The 15946-nt window shown below is 73.6% G+C and carries 11 protein-coding genes; 4 read left to right on the plus strand and 7 right to left on the minus strand.

Features of this window, described 5'->3' with window-relative positions; all coding sequences use genetic code 11:
• Positions 1–90 precede the first annotated feature (90 nt).
• Both ABL57_RS09385 and ABL57_RS09390 read right to left on the minus strand, forming a co-directional pair.
• Positions 91–2289: a PhoX family phosphatase gene (locus tag ABL57_RS09385; protein WP_047803205.1), complete on the minus strand. Its 2199-nt coding sequence runs from the start codon at positions 2287–2289 to the stop codon at positions 91–93.
• Positions 2290–2398: 109 nt separating this feature from the next.
• Positions 2399–3421, minus strand: coding sequence for an o-succinylbenzoate synthase (locus ABL57_RS09390; protein WP_047803206.1), 1023 nt, complete (start codon positions 3419–3421; stop codon positions 2399–2401).
• A gap of 120 nt (positions 3422–3541) precedes the next feature.
• On the opposite strand from ABL57_RS09390, the gene ABL57_RS09395 reads away from it, so the two are divergent.
• Positions 3542–4393: a phosphatase PAP2 family protein gene (locus ABL57_RS09395; protein WP_047803207.1), complete on the plus strand. Its 852-nt coding sequence runs from the start codon at positions 3542–3544 to the stop codon at positions 4391–4393.
• Here ABL57_RS09395 and ABL57_RS09400 read toward each other — a convergent pair.
• Positions 4326–5219, minus strand: coding sequence for an MBL fold metallo-hydrolase (locus tag ABL57_RS09400; RefSeq protein ID WP_047803208.1), 894 nt, complete (start codon positions 5217–5219; stop codon positions 4326–4328). The genes ABL57_RS09395 and ABL57_RS09400 overlap by 68 nt on opposite strands.
• Before the next feature lie 40 nt (positions 5220–5259).
• Between ABL57_RS09400 and gluQRS the strand changes: the two genes are divergently transcribed.
• Positions 5260–6261, plus strand: coding sequence for a tRNA glutamyl-Q(34) synthetase GluQRS (gene gluQRS / locus ABL57_RS09405; RefSeq protein ID WP_047803213.1), 1002 nt, complete (start codon positions 5260–5262; stop codon positions 6259–6261).
• On the opposite strand, the gene aceB is transcribed toward gluQRS, so the two are convergent.
• On the minus strand, positions 6183–7856 hold the full coding sequence (gene aceB, locus ABL57_RS09410) for a malate synthase A (RefSeq protein WP_047803214.1): 1674 nt from the start codon (positions 7854–7856) through the stop codon (positions 6183–6185). The two genes, gluQRS and aceB, sit on opposite strands and share 79 nt — an antisense overlap.
• A gap of 136 nt (positions 7857–7992) precedes the next feature.
• Positions 7993–9276: an isocitrate lyase gene (gene aceA / locus ABL57_RS09415; RefSeq protein WP_047803209.1), complete on the minus strand. Its 1284-nt coding sequence runs from the start codon at positions 9274–9276 to the stop codon at positions 7993–7995.
• Between the two features lie 171 nt (positions 9277–9447).
• On the opposite strand from aceA, the gene ABL57_RS09420 reads away from it, so the two are divergent.
• Positions 9448–10929: a helix-turn-helix domain-containing protein gene (locus ABL57_RS09420; RefSeq protein ID WP_082157340.1), complete on the plus strand. Its 1482-nt coding sequence runs from the start codon at positions 9448–9450 to the stop codon at positions 10927–10929.
• 152 nt (positions 10930–11081) lie between these two features.
• On the plus strand, positions 11082–12578 hold the full coding sequence (gene putP, locus ABL57_RS09425) for a sodium/proline symporter PutP (RefSeq protein ID WP_047803211.1): 1497 nt from the start codon (positions 11082–11084) through the stop codon (positions 12576–12578).
• Between the two features lie 79 nt (positions 12579–12657).
• On the opposite strand, the gene ABL57_RS09430 is transcribed toward putP, so the two are convergent.
• Both ABL57_RS09430 and ABL57_RS09435 read right to left on the minus strand, forming a co-directional pair.
• Positions 12658–13626, minus strand: a complete 969-nt coding sequence (locus ABL57_RS09430) for an L-lactate dehydrogenase (RefSeq protein ID WP_047803212.1) — start codon at positions 13624–13626, stop codon at positions 12658–12660.
• Positions 13627–13807: 181 nt separating this feature from the next.
• Entirely contained in the window at positions 13808–15796 is a 1989-nt protein-coding gene (locus ABL57_RS09435; RefSeq protein WP_053004866.1) for a penicillin-binding transpeptidase domain-containing protein, read from the minus strand.
• Between the last annotated feature and the right edge of the window lie 150 nt (positions 15797–15946).

Below are 15946 nucleotides of genomic sequence, written 5' to 3' on the forward strand. Positions count from 1 at the left end.
GTGGTCACAGGAGACCAGGGTAGTCCCGGGAACCGGACGGTCCCCGTCCCGCCGGGCGGCGGGACGGGGACCGTCCGGTGCGGAGGTCGCTCAGTAGGAGCGGGCGGCGGTCCGGGCCGCGGCCTTGGTCTCCGCGGTGGCCTTGCCCTTGTAGCCGCGGTAGCGGGGCCCGCGCTCGCCGTTCTTGCGGCGCCGGCCCGCGTTGCGCTCCCGGCCGGGCCGGTCGGAGATCGCCCCGGGGAACTCGGGCTCCCCGTCGCGGCCCACGGGGAAGACCTGGGCGACGGAGGGGCGCGGGAGCGCCCACTCCCCGTCGCCCTGCCGGGTGGGCACGACGTAGTCCGGGAAGTAGGAGCGGGGCTCCTCGAACGAGCCGTCCTCCCCCGGGTGCTGCACGGCCACGTAGACCATCCGCTCGCGGTCGTGGACCACCGGGCCGCAGCACTCGGCGTCCTGGGGGACGGCGAGGAACTGCTCCACGTTCCCGCGCTGGCGCCCGGTCAGGCCCACCTTGTACATGCCGTCGTTGTAGCCGATCGTGCCCGGGGCGCCGTCGGTGGTGATCCACAGGTTGCCCGCGGAGTCGAAGGCGAGGTTGTCCGGGCAGGAGATCGGGGAGACCTTCTGCGCCGGGTAACCGGAGAAGTAGGTCGACTCGTTCTTCGCGGGGTCCCCGGCGACCAGCAGGATGTTCCAGTCGAACTCCAGGGCGGCGGCGCGGTTGTTCCGCTCGGTCAGCTCGATGACGTGCCCGTCCCGGTTCTGGGTGCGGGGGTTCGCCTCGTCCGGGCCGGCCTTCCCGGCGGTGCCGCGCTGAGTGTTGTTGGTCAGCGCCACGTAGAGCTTGCCGGTCAGCGGGGACGGCTCGACGTCCTCGGGGCGGTCCATCTTGGTGGCCCCGGCCTTGTCCGCGGCGAGGCGGGTGAAGACCAGGACCTCCTCCACGGACATGCCCTCCACGACCGACTCGCCGTCCACGACCAGCGGCAGCCACCGCCCGGAGCCGTCGAACGCACCGTCGGAGGGCAGCCGCCCGGAGCCGTCGATCTCGGCGGCGGTGTCCCCGGTGAACTGCGCGACGTAGAGATTGCCCTCGGCGAGCAGGGTCATGTTGTGCGCCCGGTCACCCTCGACGTACTTCTTGGCGGAGACGAACTTGTAGAGGTAGTCGAAGCGCTCGTCGTCGCCGGAGTAGGCGACCACGGTGCCGTCCTCGGCCACGCGCACGTTGGCCCCCTCGTGCTTGAAGCGGCCCAGGCTCGTGTGCTTGACCGGGGTGGAGGACGGGTCCTGCGGGTCGATCTCCACGACCCAGCCGAAGCGGTGCGGCTCGTTCTCGTAGCCGGGCAGGGTCGAGTCGAAGCGGGGGTCCACCTCGTGCCAGCGGCGGCTCGGGTCGTCGGTGGAGATCCCGTAGCGCTTCTGCTCGGCGGAGCCGTTGCCCTTGAAGTACTGGTTGAAGTTCTCCTCCCCGGACAGGACGGTGCCCCACGGGGTGGTGCCGCCGGCGCAGTTGTTCTGCGTGCCCAGCACCACGGTGCCGGTGGGGTCGTCCCGGGTCTTCAGCAGGTCGGACCCCGCTGCCGGGCCGTCCACCGCGAAGGGGGTGCTCAGGGTGATGCGCCGGTTGCGGCTGCCCCCGCGCACGTAGGACCAGGGCCGGCCGGGTCCGGTGCGGGCGATCTCGACGACGGACATCCCGTGCGCGGCCATGGCCACGCGGGCCACGCGCTCCAGGTCCCCGAGCTGGTCGGCCGGGAACATGTTCGCCTCGTTGGTGTACTCGTGGTTGTTCACCAGCACGCCGGTGCGGCCGCCGCGGTCCTGCAGGATGTCCAGGTAGTCCGAGTTGTACCCGAACTGGCTCGCCTGCGCCTCGGGGGTCTGCTCCAGCGGGTCGAACTCCGGGGAGTCGGTGAACAGCGGGTCGCCCCAGCGGATGATCGGGGACCAGTCGTAGCCCTCGGGCACGGTCAGGTCGTCCACGGTGTTCGGGACGGGGGTGATCGGGGTGAAGGACAGTCCGGAGCTGCCGCGGCCGTGGGCCTGGGCCGCCTCGGGGGTGGCCCCGACGACACCGACGGTCACGGCCGCCGCGGCGCCCAGCCCGAGAGCGGAGCGGCGGGACAGGGCGGCGCTCGCGATGTCCCGGAAGTAGCCGTTGCCGGAGGTGTTGCACTCCGGGCCGGCGCAGGCGTTGCCGCACTTCAGCTGGCAGGTGAGAGGACTGCGCTTGCCGCGGGCGTGGCCCAGCATGGGAAGGAGGGGGCGCTTGGCGATGTCGGTCATGGCTCTCCCAGGGGATCGGTTCCGCGGGGCGACCGCGGGCGGGGAACGGGTGCTCCGCCACTGCACCACCGCTGCGTGAGGCGTGGGGGGTGCCGAGGGAAAGCCCACGTTAACGGGCGGTGACGCCCCGGGGCCGCGACGCGGCGGCGTGCACCCGGCGCACCCGCTCCAGCCACCACCGGCGCCGGTCCGCGGGCACGGCCCGGGCCGCCAGCAGCCCGGGGTCCGGGACGGCATCCCGCAGCTCGAGCGCCCCGTCCACCGGGCGCAGCGGCTCGCGCAGGACGTCCTCGCGCATGAGCGAGACCGTGCCCAGCCCGCACGCGTACGGCAGCTCGGGCAGCGCGGCGGCGAGCGCCAGCCCGGCCCGGATGCCCACCGAGGAGTCCAGCGCGGAGCTGACCACCACGGGCAGCCCGGCCTGCGCCACCACGTCCAGGGCCCGGCGCACCCCGCCGAGCGGGGCGGCCTTGACCACGAGCAGGTCCGCCGCCCCGGCCCGGGCCACCGCCAGGGGATCGCTCGCCCGGCGCACGGACTCGTCGGCGGCCACGAGCACCGGCACGCCGCGGTCGGCGAGCCCCTCCCGCACCGCGGCCAGGCCGGCCACGGTGGGCACGGGCTGCTCCGCGTACGCGAGCCCGTGCTCCCCCAGCCGCTCCAGCGCCGCGAGCGCTGCGGGCACGTCCCACCCGCCGTTGGCGTCCACCCGCAGCTCCGCGTCCGGGAGCCGGGCCCGCACCGCCGCGACGCGGGCGGCGTCGTCGTGGAGGTCCTGGCCGCGCTCGGCGACCTTGACCTTCACGGCGCGCACCCCCGTCCCGAAGCGGGCCAGCACCTCGGGCACCCGGGCCGCCGGGACGGCCGGCACCGTGGCGTTGACCGGGATCCGGGTGCGCCGGGGCGGAGGGAAGCCGTGCCACGCGGCCTCGACCGCGGCGCGCAGCCAGGCTGCGGCCTCGGTGTCCCCGTACTCGGGGAACGGCCCGAACTCGCCCCAGCCGGCCGGCCCGCGCAGCAGCATTGTCTCCCGCACCTCCACTCCCCGGAAGCGCACGCGCATCGGCAGGGCGACGACGTGCGCGCCGGCGAGCAGCTCGTCGAGCGGGGGCAGGGGCGCGGGCTCGGTCATGGCCACCAGCCTAGGCGCGGTTGCTCAGGCCGCACCGATCCGCCCGTGGAACAATGAGGGCTCCGCGGGCGCGGACCCGGCCGCACCGGCACACCCGCCCGCCCGACCACCAGGAGCCCCATGACCACGACCGCCCACCACCGTCCGGCGCCGACCGTCCTCCAGGCGCTCGCGCACGTGCTCGGCGCCGTCCTGCTGTTCGGCGGCGCCGTGGCGGTGGGCGTCGTGGCGCTGACCACCCCGACCGGCCAGTGGCTCGACGAGCTGGCCCTGCGGCAGGCCACGGGCGCGTTCCCCGGTCTCTCGGACCGGGCCCGGGAGCTGCTCGACCTCCTCCCCTGGGCGGTGGGGGTGGTCTCCGCCGTGTGCCTGGCCGTGCTCGTCGCGCGGTCCCGGCGCCTGGCCCCCGCCCTGACCGGGGCCGCGGTGGTGGTGCTGTCCAACCTCACGGTCCAGCTGCTCAAGCGCGTGCTCGTGGAGAAGCCGGACCTGGGCATCCAGGAGGCGGCCGGCAACTCCTTCCCCTCCGGGCACACGGCCGCCGCGGCCGCCGCCGTGGCGGTGGTGCTGCTGGCCGCGCCGGCCAGGTCCCGCCCGTTCGTGGCCCTGCTCGGGGCGGCGGCGACGACCGCGACCGGGATCGCGACCCTGCTCAATGGCTGGCACCGGCCCTCCGACGTCGTGGCCTCCCTGCTCGTCGTGGCGGGGTGGGCCGCGCTGGGCGGGCTGGTGCTGCGCGTGACCGGCCCGGTGGAGCGCCCCGCGCCCGGCGGGGGACTGGTCGCGCTGCTGGCCGTCCTCGGCGCCGGTGCGCTGGCGGCCGGGCTGCTGCCGCTGTGGGCCGCGCTGCGGGTGCCGGGCGGCGGCTGGGCGGCGATGGCCGGCTGCGCGGCGATCCTGGGGGTCAGTCTGCTCGCGGCGGCGGCCCTGGCAGGGCTGCAAGCGCCGCGGTCGCGGCGTCCTCGACCCTGATCCGTTCGAGCCGGTCCAGGAGGATGCGCGCCGCACCGGGGTTGTAGGGCAGGCGGAACATCGAGGCCGTCACGGGCCGCAGGCCGTCCGGCTGCGCGGCGGCGGCCTCGCTCGCGTCCACCCGCTCGATCGCCGTGCGCATGGTCTGCGCCAGCTGGAGCACGAAGCCGCGCTCCACGGGGTGGCCGTGGCCGGGGACGAAGACCCGGTACCGGTCGAGGGCGGCGAGGTGCTCCAGGGCGGTGGCCCAGCCCCGCGGATAGGAGTCGTCGAAGCTGGGGTCGGAGCCCTGCTCCACGACGTCCCCGGTGAACACGACGTCGTCCACGCCCACGCACACGTCGTTGTCGGTGTGCCCGCGCCCGAGCGAGAAGAGCACGGCGCCGCGCTCGCCCAGGTCCACCCGGGTCAGCGCCGGGCGCCGGCCGGTGCCCGGCAGGTGCCGGTTGGGCACCACCAGGCGGGTGTCCGGGCCGTCCGCGGCGGCCATCTCGGGCTCGTGGGTGCCCACGTAGGAGCGCTGGTAGTCGCCGTGCTCCTGGATCGCCTCGGCGCAGCCGCGGTGGGCCCAGAACTCCTCGGCGCCGTCGCGCTGGAACACCGCGTTGCCCATGAAGTGGTCGTAGTGGGCGTGGGTGTTCACCACCGTGAGGGGCAGGTCCGTCAGCGAGCGCACGGCCCCGAGGATCTCCCGGGCCTGGCGGGGGCCGGCCCCGGTGTCGACCACGAGGGCGCGGCGGGTCCCGAGCACGAGACCGGAGTTCAGTCTCCAGTTGTCCGTGCTCACGGCGAAGACGCCGTCGCGGAGTTCGTTGATGCGGGCCACCCTGCCAGGGTACCGACCGGCGCTGTCTATCCTGGCACCCATGACCACTTCCTCCTCCGGGGGTGCGTCCGGAGGCGCCGGCCGCTACGCGCCGTCCCCCTCCGGGGACCTGCACCTGGGCAACCTGCGCACGGCCCTGATCGCGTGGGCCGCGGCCCGCTCGAGCGGGCGGCGCTTCGTGCTGCGCATCGAGGACATCGACCGGGTGCGGCCGGGCGCGGCCGAGCAGCAGCTGGCCGACCTCGCCCGTCTCGGACTGGACTGGGACGGCCCGCCGCTGCTGCAGTCCACGCGCGAGACCGCCCACCGTGCCGCGGTCGCGGAGCTGACCGCGGCGGGGCGCACCTACGAGTGCTACTGCACGCGCCGGGAGATCCAGGCGGCGGCGAGCGCCCCGCACGGGGCGCCGGGCGCCTACCCGGGCACGTGCCGGGACCTCGGGGACGCCGAGCGCGCGCGCCGCCGCCGCGACCGGCCGCCGGCGGTGCGGCTGCGCGCGGACGTGCGCTCCCGCACGGTCGTGGACCGCTGGGCCGGCCCGTACACGGGTCTGGTCGACGACTTCGTGCTGCTGCGCAACGACGGGCGGCCCGCCTACAACCTCGCGGTGGTCCTCGACGACGCCCACCAGGGCGTGGACCAGGTGGTGCGCGGCGACGACCTGCTGCCCTCGACCCCGCGGCAGGCCTATCTGGCCGCGGTGCTCGGTCTGCCCGAGCCGCAGTGGGCCCACGTGCCGCTCGTGCTCACGCCGGAAGGCCGGCGGCTGGCCAAGCGCGACGGTGCCGTGACCCTCTCGGAGCTCGCCGCGGCGGGCCACGGCGCGCAGGAGGTGCTGGCGTGGATGGCCGCCTCGCTGGGCCTGCCCGGCCCGGTGCGCACGGCACAGGACGTCCTCGCCGTCTTCGCCGAGGACGTCCTGCCGCGCGAGCCGTGGGTGGTGGACCCCTCGGACTGGGCGCCTCAGGCGCGGACCCGGGACCGGGGACCGGCCTCCTCCGGGGCGTGCGGGTCCTCGGGCTCGGCCAGGAACCGCTCATAGGCCGGGGTCGTCAGGAACGCCGGGTAGTCCTCGCCCAGGGCGACCTCCTCGAAGACCGAGCGGGCGTCGTCGAAGCGGTCGCCCTCGGCGCGCTCGATCCGCCCGAACTCCTCCTCGACGAGCTCCTGCACCCACTCCCGGGTGATCTCCTCGCCGTGGTCCGTGATCGCCCGGGAGTTCACCCACTGCCAGATCTGGGAGCGGGAGATCTCCGCGGTCGCGGCGTCCTCCATCAGGTGGTGGATGCCGACCGCGCCGTTGCCGCGCAGCCAGGCCTCGATGTAGCGGATCCCGACCTCGATGTTGTTGCGGATCCCGGCCTCGGTGATCCTCCCCTCGGCCGAGGCGATGTCGAGGAGCGCCTTGTCGTCGGGCACCACGTCCTCCCGCCGCCGGTCGAGCTGGTTGGGCCGGTCGCCCAGCACCTCGTCGAAGACCTCCCGGCACACGGGCACGAGGTCGGGGTGGGCCACCCAGGACCCGTCGAAGCCGTCCTGGGCCTCCCGCGTCTTGTCGGCCCGCACCTTCTCGATCGCGGCCCGGTTGACCTCCTCGTCGCGGCGGGACGGGATGAACGCGGCCATCCCGCCGATCGCCATGGCCTGCCGGCGGTGACAGGCCCGCACGAGCTGCTCGGTGTAGGCCCGCATGAACGGCTGGGTCATGGTCACGGCGTCGCGGTCGGGGAGGATGAAGCGCGGCCCCCGGGTGCGGAAGTTCTTGATGATCGAGAAGATGTAGTCCCAGCGTCCGGCGTTGAGCCCGGCGGCGTGCTCGCCCAGCTCCCACAGGATCTCCTCCATCTCGAACGCCGCGGTGATCGTCTCGATCAGGACGGTCGCCCGGATGGTGCCGTGGTCCGCGCCGAGCATGGACTCGGCCCGGGTGAAGACGTCGTGCCACAGCCGCGCCTCGCGGTGGGACTCGGTCTTGGGCAGGTAGAAGTAGGGGCCCAGCCCCAGCTTCTTGAGCCGGCGGGCGTTGTGGAAGACGTAGAGACCGAAGTCCACCAGCGCCCCGGCGATGGGCTCGCCGCGCACGGACAGGTGCTTCTCCTCGAGGTGCCACCCGCGGGGCCGCACCACGATCGTCGGGTTGGCCCGCGGGTCCTTGTTCTCCAGGGCGTACCGCTTGCCGTCCGGGTTGGTGAACTCGATGGTCCCCTCGAGGGCGTCGATGAGGTTCAGCTGGTTGGTGACCACGTTGGTCCAGTGCGGGGTGTTGGCGTCCTCCATGTCGGCGAGCCACACCTGGGCCCCGGAGTTCAGGGCGTTGATGGTCATCTTCCGCTCGGTGGGCCCGGTGATCTCGACCCGCCGGTCCTCCAGCCCCGGCGGGGGCGGGGGGACCCGCCAGCAGTCGTCCTCGCGGATCCTCGCGGTCTCGGGCAGGAACCCGGGGTCGGTGCCGCGGGCGATCGCCTTGCGCCGCTCCTCGCGGGCGGCCAGCAGCTCGCGGCGGCGCGGCTCGAACTCGCGGTGCAGGGCCGCCAGGAAGCCCAGCGCGTCGGGGCTGAGCACGCTGTTCTGCCGGGGCACGTGGTGACCGGTGAGGGTCACGCCGTTGATCGTCACGGGATCGCTGGTCATGGTCATCATGGCTGGCTCCTCGCCTGGGAGATGTCCTGGAAGAGATGTCGGGGAAGAGATGCGGAGAAGAGGGTCGGGCAAGAGGTCGGGCGGGGCGGCCGGGGACCCGCCCGGGTCCCCGGCCGCCGTGCCCGCGGTCGGCTCAGAACTGGGCGGTCTCCGTGGAGCCGGCCAGCGCCGTGGTGGAGGACTGCGGGTTGAGCACGGTGGAGACCAGGTCGAAGTAGCCGGTGCCCACCTCCCGCTGGTGCCGGGTGGCGGTGTAGCCGCGCTCCTCGGCCGCGAACTCCCGCTCCTGCAGCTCCACGTAGGCCGTCATCTGGTTGCGGGCGTAGCCGTGGGCCAGGTCGAACATCGAGTAGTTCAGCGCGTGGAAGCCGGCGAGGGTGATGAACTGGAACTTGAAGCCCATCGCGCCCAGCTCCCGCTGGAACTTCGCGATCGTGGCGTCGTCCAGGTGCTTCTTCCAGTTGAAGGACGGCGAGCAGTTGTAGGCCAGCATCTGGTCCGGGTGCTCCGCGTGGATGCCCTCGGCGAACTGCTTGGCCAGCTCGAGGTCCGGGGTGCCGGTCTCCATCCACAGCAGGTCGGCGTACGGGGCGTAGGCGTTGCCGCGGGCGATGCACGCCTCCAGGCCGTTGCGCACCTTGTAGTAGCCCTCCGCGGTGCGCTCACCGGTGACGAACGGCTTGTCCCGGTCGTCGACGTCCGAGGTGATCAGCGTGGCCGCCTCCGCGTCGGTGCGGGCGATGATCAGCGAGGGGACGTCGGCGACGTCGGCCGCGAGCCGGGCCGCGCTGAGCGTGCGGATGTGCTGCTGGGTGGGGATGAGCACCTTGCCGCCCAGGTGGCCGCACTTCTTCTCGGAGGCCAGCTGGTCCTCCCAGTGCACGCCCGCGGCGCCGGCCGCGATCATCGACTTCATCAGCTCGTAGGCGTTGAGCGGGCCGCCGAAGCCGGCCTCGGCGTCGGCGACGATCGGGACCAGCCAGTCCTCGACGGTGCGGATGCCCTCCGAGTGCTCGATCTGGTCGGCGCGCATCAGCGCGTTGTTGATCCGCCGCACGACCGCCGGGACGGAGTTGGCGGGGTAGATCGACTGGTCGGGGTAGGTCTGGCCCGCGAGGTTCGCGTCACCGGCCACCTGCCAGCCGGAGAGGTAGATGGCCTTCAGACCGGCCTTGACCTGCTGGACGGCCTGGTTGCCGGTCAGGGCGCCCAGCGAGTTGACGAAGTCCTCGGTGTGCAGCTTCTGCCACAGCTGCTCGGCGCCGCGGCGGGCGAGGGTCTGCTCCTCCTGCACGGTGCCGCGCAGGCGGACGACCTCCTCCGCGCCGTACTCGCGGGTGATGTTCTGCCAGCGCGGGTCGGCGTCCCACTCCTGGCGGATCTCGTCGGCGGTCTTGGGGGCGTTGGGGTAGGACATGTCAGCTCCTCGTCGAGTGGTCCACGGTGGTGCGGCGGTGGTGCGAAGGGATTCGTGGGTCCCCGGAAGTTCGCGTCTTCCTGGTGACACACACCACTGTGCGCCCTGATCAACCCCGATGGACCCGGATTTCTCCGCGAACTTTCCGGATTTTTCGCATATCATGAAGAAGTGACGACCAGTGCGTGGGGCTACGAGCAGCCGGCCTCGGACGAGCAGCCCCGGACCACCGACCTCATCGGCCTCGGCCGGCGCATCCGGTCGCTGCGCAAGGACCGCGGCCTGACCCTGGCCGAGCTCGCCGGACGGGCCGGCACGGCCGCCTCGCAGCTGTCCGTGATCGAGAACGGGCGGCGGGAGCCGCGGCTGAGCCTGCTGCAGCGGCTCGCCGAGGTCCTCGGCACCAGCGTGGACGCGCTGCTCGGGGCCGAGCCCGCCAACCGGCGGGAGGCCCTGGAGATCCGGCTCGAGCGCGCCCAGCGCTCCCCGTTCTACGAGCAGCTGGGCCTGCCGACGGTGCGCGTGAGCTCGGCCCTGTCCACGGAGGTGCTCGAGGCGCTCGTGGCCCTGCAGGACCGCCTGGCCCAGGCGCTGGAGAAGAACTCGGCCACCCCGGAGGAGGCCCGCCGGGCCAACGTGCAGCTGCGCCGGCTGATGCGGGAGCGGGACAACTACTTCCCGGACCTCGAGCAGGCCGCCAAGCAGCTGCTGACCCTGGGCGGGTACTCCTCGGGGCCGGTCTCCAACTCGGTGATCTCGGAGATGGTGGGCAAGCTGGGCTACAGCATCCACCACGTCACCGACCTGCCCCACTCCACCCGCTCGGTCACCGACCTGCTCAACCGGCGGATCTACCTGGTGCAGAGCCCGCGGGCGGACCACGACCCCCGCGCGGTGCTGCTCCAGGCGGTCGGCCACCAGGTCCTGGGCCACGAGCCCCCGAAGGACTACGCCGAGTTCCTGGCCCAGCGGGTGCAGGCGAACTACTTCGCCGCGGCGGTCATGCTCCCCGAGGACCAGACCGTCCCGTTCCTGCTCGAGGCGCAGAAGAACCGCGATCTCTTCCTGGAGGACCTCAAGGACCGGTTCGCCGTCTCGCACGAGACGGCGGGCCACCGCTTCACGAACCTCGCGACCCGCCACCTGGGCATCCGCACCCACTTCCACAAGGTGCACTCGTCCGGGGTGATCCACAAGGCCTACGAGAACGACGGGCTGGCGTTCCCCACCGACCACACCGGCGCCATCGAGGGGCAGATCTCCTGCCGCAAGTGGTCCGGACGCACGGTGTTCGACCAGCCCAACCAGTTCACCGCCTTCGCCCAGTACACCGACACCCCCTCCGGCACCTACTGGTGCTCCACCCGCACGGAGCTCTCCGGCCAGGGCACCTTCTCGATCGGCGTGGGCGTGGCCTTCACCGACGCCCGCTGGTTCCGCGGCCGGGACACCCCGCACCGCACCGTCTCCACCTGCCCGGACCCCTCCTGCTGCCGGCGCCCGCCGGAGGACCTGAGCCGGGTCTGGGCCGGCCACGCGTGGCCCAACACCCGGGCGCACTCCCACGTGCTCGCCGCCCTGCCGGAGGGGGCCTTCCCGGGCGTGGACGAGCGCGAGGTGTACGAGTTCCTGCAGGCCCACGACGGCGGCTGAGCCGCCCCGGCGCGGGCTCCGGGGCGGCCTGCCTATACCCGTAGTAGCTGGTCAGTGACCGGGAGCACGCGTAAAGTGCTGTGGGACCTCCGACCCACCCACCCTCCTGGACGCTGCGCTCCACCGGGCCGGCGCCGGGCGGAAAGGACGCCATGACCCAAGAGATATCCCAGACGATCGCGATCGTCATCTACTTCGCCGCCATGATCGCGATCGGTCTCTACGCCAACAGCCGGACCAAGAACCTCGACGACTACATGCTCGGCGGGCGCAACCTCAAGCCCGGCGTGGCGGCACTCAGCGCCGGGGCGTCCGACATGTCCGGCTGGCTGCTGCTCGGCCTGCCGGGCGCGGTGTTCCTCTCGGGCCTGGTCGAGGCGTGGATCGCCGTCGGGCTGATCCTCGGCGCGTGGGTGAACTGGAAGTTCATCGCGCCCCGGCTGCGCTCCTACACCGAGGTCTCGCACAACTCGATCACCATCCCGTCCTTCCTGGACAACCGGCTCAAGGGCGGGACCCGGATGCTGCGCATCGTCTCCGGTCTGATCATCCTGGTGTTCTTCACCTTCTACGTCTCCTCCGGCATGGTCGCCGGCGGGCTCTTCTTCCAGTCCTCCTTCGGCTCGACCTACCACGCCGGGCTGCTGCTGGTCGTGGGCGTCACCATCGCCTACACCCTCTTCGGCGGATTCCTGGGCGCCACGTACACCGACGTGGCCCAGGGCGTCCTCATGTTCATCGCCCTGCTCATGGTCCCGGTCGTCGGGATCGTCAACGTCGGCGGCTTCGGCCAGATGGCCGAGAACATCACCGCGGTGAACCCGGACGCCCTCTCCATGGTCTCCGGAGCCACGGTCCTCGGCGTGATCTCGGCCCTGGCCTGGGGCCTGGGCTACTTCGGCCAGCCGCACATCATCGTCCGCTTCATGGCCATGCGCTCCCCCGCCGACGCCAAGACCGGCCGCCGGATCGGGCTGACCTGGATGGTCCTCAGCGTCATCGGGGCGATCGCCACCGCCCTGGTGGGCCTGGCCTACTACGGCAACCGCCCCGACGAGAGCCCCACCGACCCCGAGTCCGTGTTCCTGGACCTCGCCCAGGTCTTCTTCCACCCCGTTGTCGCCGGATTCGTGCTGGCCGCGGTGCTGGCCGCGATCATGTCCACGGTCTCCTCCCAGCTCATCGTCTCCTCCTCCGCCCTGGTGGAGGACCTGTACAAGCTGACGGTCAAGGAGACCCCGTCCGAGCGCAAGCAGGTCTGGCTGGGCCGCGCGGGCGTGGCCGCCGTCGCCGTCGTGGCCACCTTCCTGGCCTGGGAGCAGAACAACACGATCCTCGGCCTCGTGGCCTTCGCCTGGGCCGGCTTCGGCGCCTCGTTCGGGCCGATCGTGATCCTGTCCCTGTTCTGGCGCAAGCTCACGAACCTCGGCGCGATCACCGGCATGGCCCTGGGCGCGGTCACCGTGTTCGTCTGGACCGTGACCCCGTGGGCCGACCTCTACGAGATCATCCCCGGCTTCATCGTCTCCCTGGTCTCCGCCATGCTGGTCTCGAAGGCCACGTACCGGCGTGACGAGGACGTCGAGCGCGAGTTCGACGAGGCCGTGCGCCTCACCCACGCGGCGCAGGACGAGATGTCCGCGCGCTGAGCACCCGCACTGCACGATCGGGGCCCGTTCCGCCGGAACGGGCCCCGACGCCGTTCCCGGGGCGGTGCCCGCGCGCGGGTCAGTACCCGATCGAGGCGAGAGTCGCCCGGATGGCCTCCGCCGAGCGCTGCAGCATGGCCTGCTCCTGCTCGTCCATGGGCACGACCAGGCGTTCGACGACGCCCTGCCGCGCGACGATCGAGGGCACCGACAGGGCGACCCCGCTGATCCCGCGGTAGTCCTCCAGGACCGTGGACACCGGCAGCACGGCGTGCTCGTCGCGCAGCACGGCCTCGGCCACCCGGGTCGCCGCGAGGCCGATCGCGTAGTTGGTGGCGCCCTTGCCCTGGATCACCGTGTACGCCGCGTTGATCGTCCGGTGGGTGATGTCGTCCAGCCGCTCCTCGGTGAAGGGCCGGCGTCCCTCCACCGTCCAGTCCCGCAGGGGGATCTGCCCGATGTTCGCGTTCGACCACAGCGGGAACTCGGTGTCCCCGTGCTCGCCGACGATCGTGGCGTGCACGCTCCTGGTGGACACCCCGCCCTCCTCGGCCAGCAGCCAGCGCAGCCGGGACGTGTCCAGCACGGTCCCCGAGGCCATCACCCGCCCCGGGGGCAGGCCGGTGAGCTTCTGCGCGATCACCGTGAGCACGTCGCAGGGATTGGTGACCAGCACGTACACGGCCTCGGGCGCCTGCTCCACCAGCCGCGGCATCAGCGTCTCCAGGATCTGCGCGTTGGCGCCCGCCAGCTCCATCCGGGTCTGGCCCGGCCGCTGCTTGGCGCCGGCGGTGACGAGGACGAGGTCGGAGCCGGCCAGCACGGCGACGTCGTCCGAGCCGGTCACCCGCGAGCTGGGGGTGAACATCGCCCCGTGGGCGAGGTCCAGGCCCTCGGCACGGACCCGGTCCCCGGCCAGGTCGTAGAGGGCGACCTCCTGGGCGACGCCCTTGATCAGCGCCGCGTAGGCCAGGGACGAGCCGACGGAGCCGGCGCCGACCACGCCGATCTTGGTGCGCGCGGAAGGAGTGGGAACGGTCTCGGGCACGGGGAGCTCCTGAGGGTCGGCGGTCTGCGGCGGCGGACGGGACGTCCTCCCCCATCCTCCGCCAGCGGGGCGCGCGCCGGAAGGGCTCGCCCCGCGGGTCGTCCCGGCACGCATCGCCCCCCGCATGCGTCGTCCCTGGACGCGCGGGCCTGCCGGCGCGGGCCGGCACCCCCGAGGTCCCTCAGCCGGTGCGGGCCGCGGAGGCGGCCGCCAGGAAGTCGCGCATCAGCGGTCCGCCGGTGATCGAGCCGAGACCGCCGTCCTCGACGAAGACCGCGACGGCCAGGTCCTCGTGCTCGGCGATCACCCACGAGTGGGTCCGGGGCGGGTCCTCGTCGCCGAACTCGGCGGTGCCGGTCTTGCCGATCGCGGTGTCCGGCTCCAGCTCCTGCAGCACCTCCAGGTGCCCGGAGGAGACGACGGCTCGCATCATGGTGCGCAGCTGCTCCGCCTCCGGGCCGGTCAGCGGCTCCGCGGGACCGGGCCCGGTCGTGGCGGCGTCGTCGAGCAGGCCCTCGGTGGTGACCAGCCGGGGGGTCACGAGCTCCCCGGCGGCGACCGAGGCCTTCAGGTTGGCCATGGCCAGCGGCGAGACCAGCGTGCGCCCCTGCCCGAACATCGCGGCGGCGTGCTGGGCCGGCTCCTCCTCCGCCGGGACGGCGCCGGTGAACACCGGCAGCCCGAGGTCCGTCTCGGCGCCGATCCCGAGGGACCCGGCCGCGGCGGCCAGCTCCGCCTGGCTGACCCGCTCGTGCTGGTCCACGAACGCGGTGTTGCAGGAGTGGGCGATCGCCTCGGTGAGCGTGATGGTGCCGGTGAACTCGGGCGGATAGGACTCGACGTTGTCGACCTGCACGCCCGCGGCGGTGGTCGAGGGCGGGCACTGCACCTCGGTGCCGGGCGTGTCCCCCTCGCGGAGCATGCTCAGGGCCGTCACCACCTTGAAGGTGGACCCGGGCGCGTACTGGCCCAGCAGCGCGGTGGAGTAGCCCTCCGACCCCGGGCCGTTGGCCGACGCGACGACCTCGCCCGTGGAGGGCCGGACCGCCACGATCGCGGACGGGGACTCGATGCCGGTCAGGAGTTCCTCGGCGGTGGCCTGGAGCCCGCGGTCCAGGCTCACCGCAACCGGTTCGCCGGCCTGCGCGGGGACCTCGAACAGCGGCTCGCCGGCAGAGGCCGGCCCGCCGTCGGCGCCGGGCACGACCTCCTCGACCACCACGCCGGGGGTCCCGCCCAGCCGGTCGTCGAACTGCTCCTGCAGGCCGCCGCGGCCGACCAGCGCACCGGTGGCCAGGTCGCCGCCGGAGGCCTCGAAGTCCTCGGCGGTCGCCGGGGCCACCGCGCCCAGCAGGTCGGCGGCGAAACCGCGGGAGGGTGCCAGCGGCAGCTCGTCCTCGACCACGAGCAGCCCCGGGACGGCGTCCATCTGCTGCGCGTCCAGCTCCCGGAAGTCCTCCAGCCGCAGCGGGACGGCCTCGACGAACGCCTCGGGCCCGGCCTGCTCGACGGCCTCGGCGTAGGCGTCGGCGTCGATGTCCACGGCCGCGGCGAGCCGGCGGGCCGCCGCGGCGGGCTCCGCCCCGTCGAGCTGCGACCGGTCGATCCCGACCCGGCGGATCGGGCGCTCCGTCACCAGGGTCTCCCCGTCCGCGCCGAGGATGTCCCCGCGGTCGGCGGCCCCCAGCACGCCGGCCCCGGGGACGAAGCCCTCCAGCCCCGGCCGCACCACGCCGGGTGACCACTCGGGGACCCACTCCCCGCCCGCCGAGCGGACCAGGGGGAGCACGGCGTCGTACGCCCAGTCCCGGTCCGTGTCCGGCAGGTCCCAGGACCAGGCCAGGGTGGCCTCCCGCCGGTCCTCCTGCCCGGTGTCCTCCACCGTCGTGACCTCCACGGACCCGGTGGCCTCGCCCAGCCCGGCGGTGGCCTCCTCGTACTGCTGCTGGGCGAAGGGCCCGGCGACGGCGCCGAAGCCCAGGTCCTCGACGCTGCCCGCGGTCAGCGCCGCCGCGACCCGTTCGGCGCTCTCGCGCCCGCCGTCGGCGGTGAGCGCCGCGCAGCCGGACGCCAGGAGACCGGTGCCCAGCGCGAGCGAGAGGGCCGCGGCCCGGCGGGCGGCCGGGGGTCGCGGAGCGGGGCGGGCGGTGGAGGACCGGTGGGTGCGCACCCGCCCAATCTAGCGGGGCGGCCCGGGCCGGACCGGGACCGCTCGTCGCGAGGGGACACGGAACACCGGCCGGCCGGGGTCGCGCCCAGGACGGACCGGGTCGCGGCGGACGGCGGAAGGACCGGCGGGCGCCGTGTCTGCACGGCACCC

It is taken from the genome of Kocuria sp. SM24M-10 (assembly GCF_001027955.1).
Lineage (GTDB): Bacteria > Actinomycetota > Actinomycetes > Actinomycetales > Micrococcaceae > Kocuria > Kocuria oceani.

Bases quoted from the DNA above. Each gene is read 5' to 3' on its own strand.
- ABL57_RS09385 (WP_047803205.1), bottom strand. From the start codon at position 2,289: ATGACCGACATCGCCAAGCGCCCCCTCCTTCCCATGCTGGGCCACGCC.
- ABL57_RS09390 (WP_047803206.1), bottom strand. From the start codon at position 3,421: ATGACCGAGCCCGCGCCCCTGCCCCCGCTCGACGAGCTGCTCGCCGGC.
- ABL57_RS09395 (WP_047803207.1), top strand. From the start codon at position 3,542: ATGACCACGACCGCCCACCACCGTCCGGCGCCGACCGTCCTCCAGGCG.
- gluQRS (WP_047803213.1), top strand. From the start codon at position 5,260: ATGACCACTTCCTCCTCCGGGGGTGCGTCCGGAGGCGCCGGCCGCTAC.
- aceB (WP_047803214.1), bottom strand. From the start codon at position 7,856: ATGACCATGACCAGCGATCCCGTGACGATCAACGGCGTGACCCTCACC.
- aceA (WP_047803209.1), bottom strand. From the start codon at position 9,276: ATGTCCTACCCCAACGCCCCCAAGACCGCCGACGAGATCCGCCAGGAG.
- putP (WP_047803211.1), top strand. From the start codon at position 11,082: ATGACCCAAGAGATATCCCAGACGATCGCGATCGTCATCTACTTCGCC.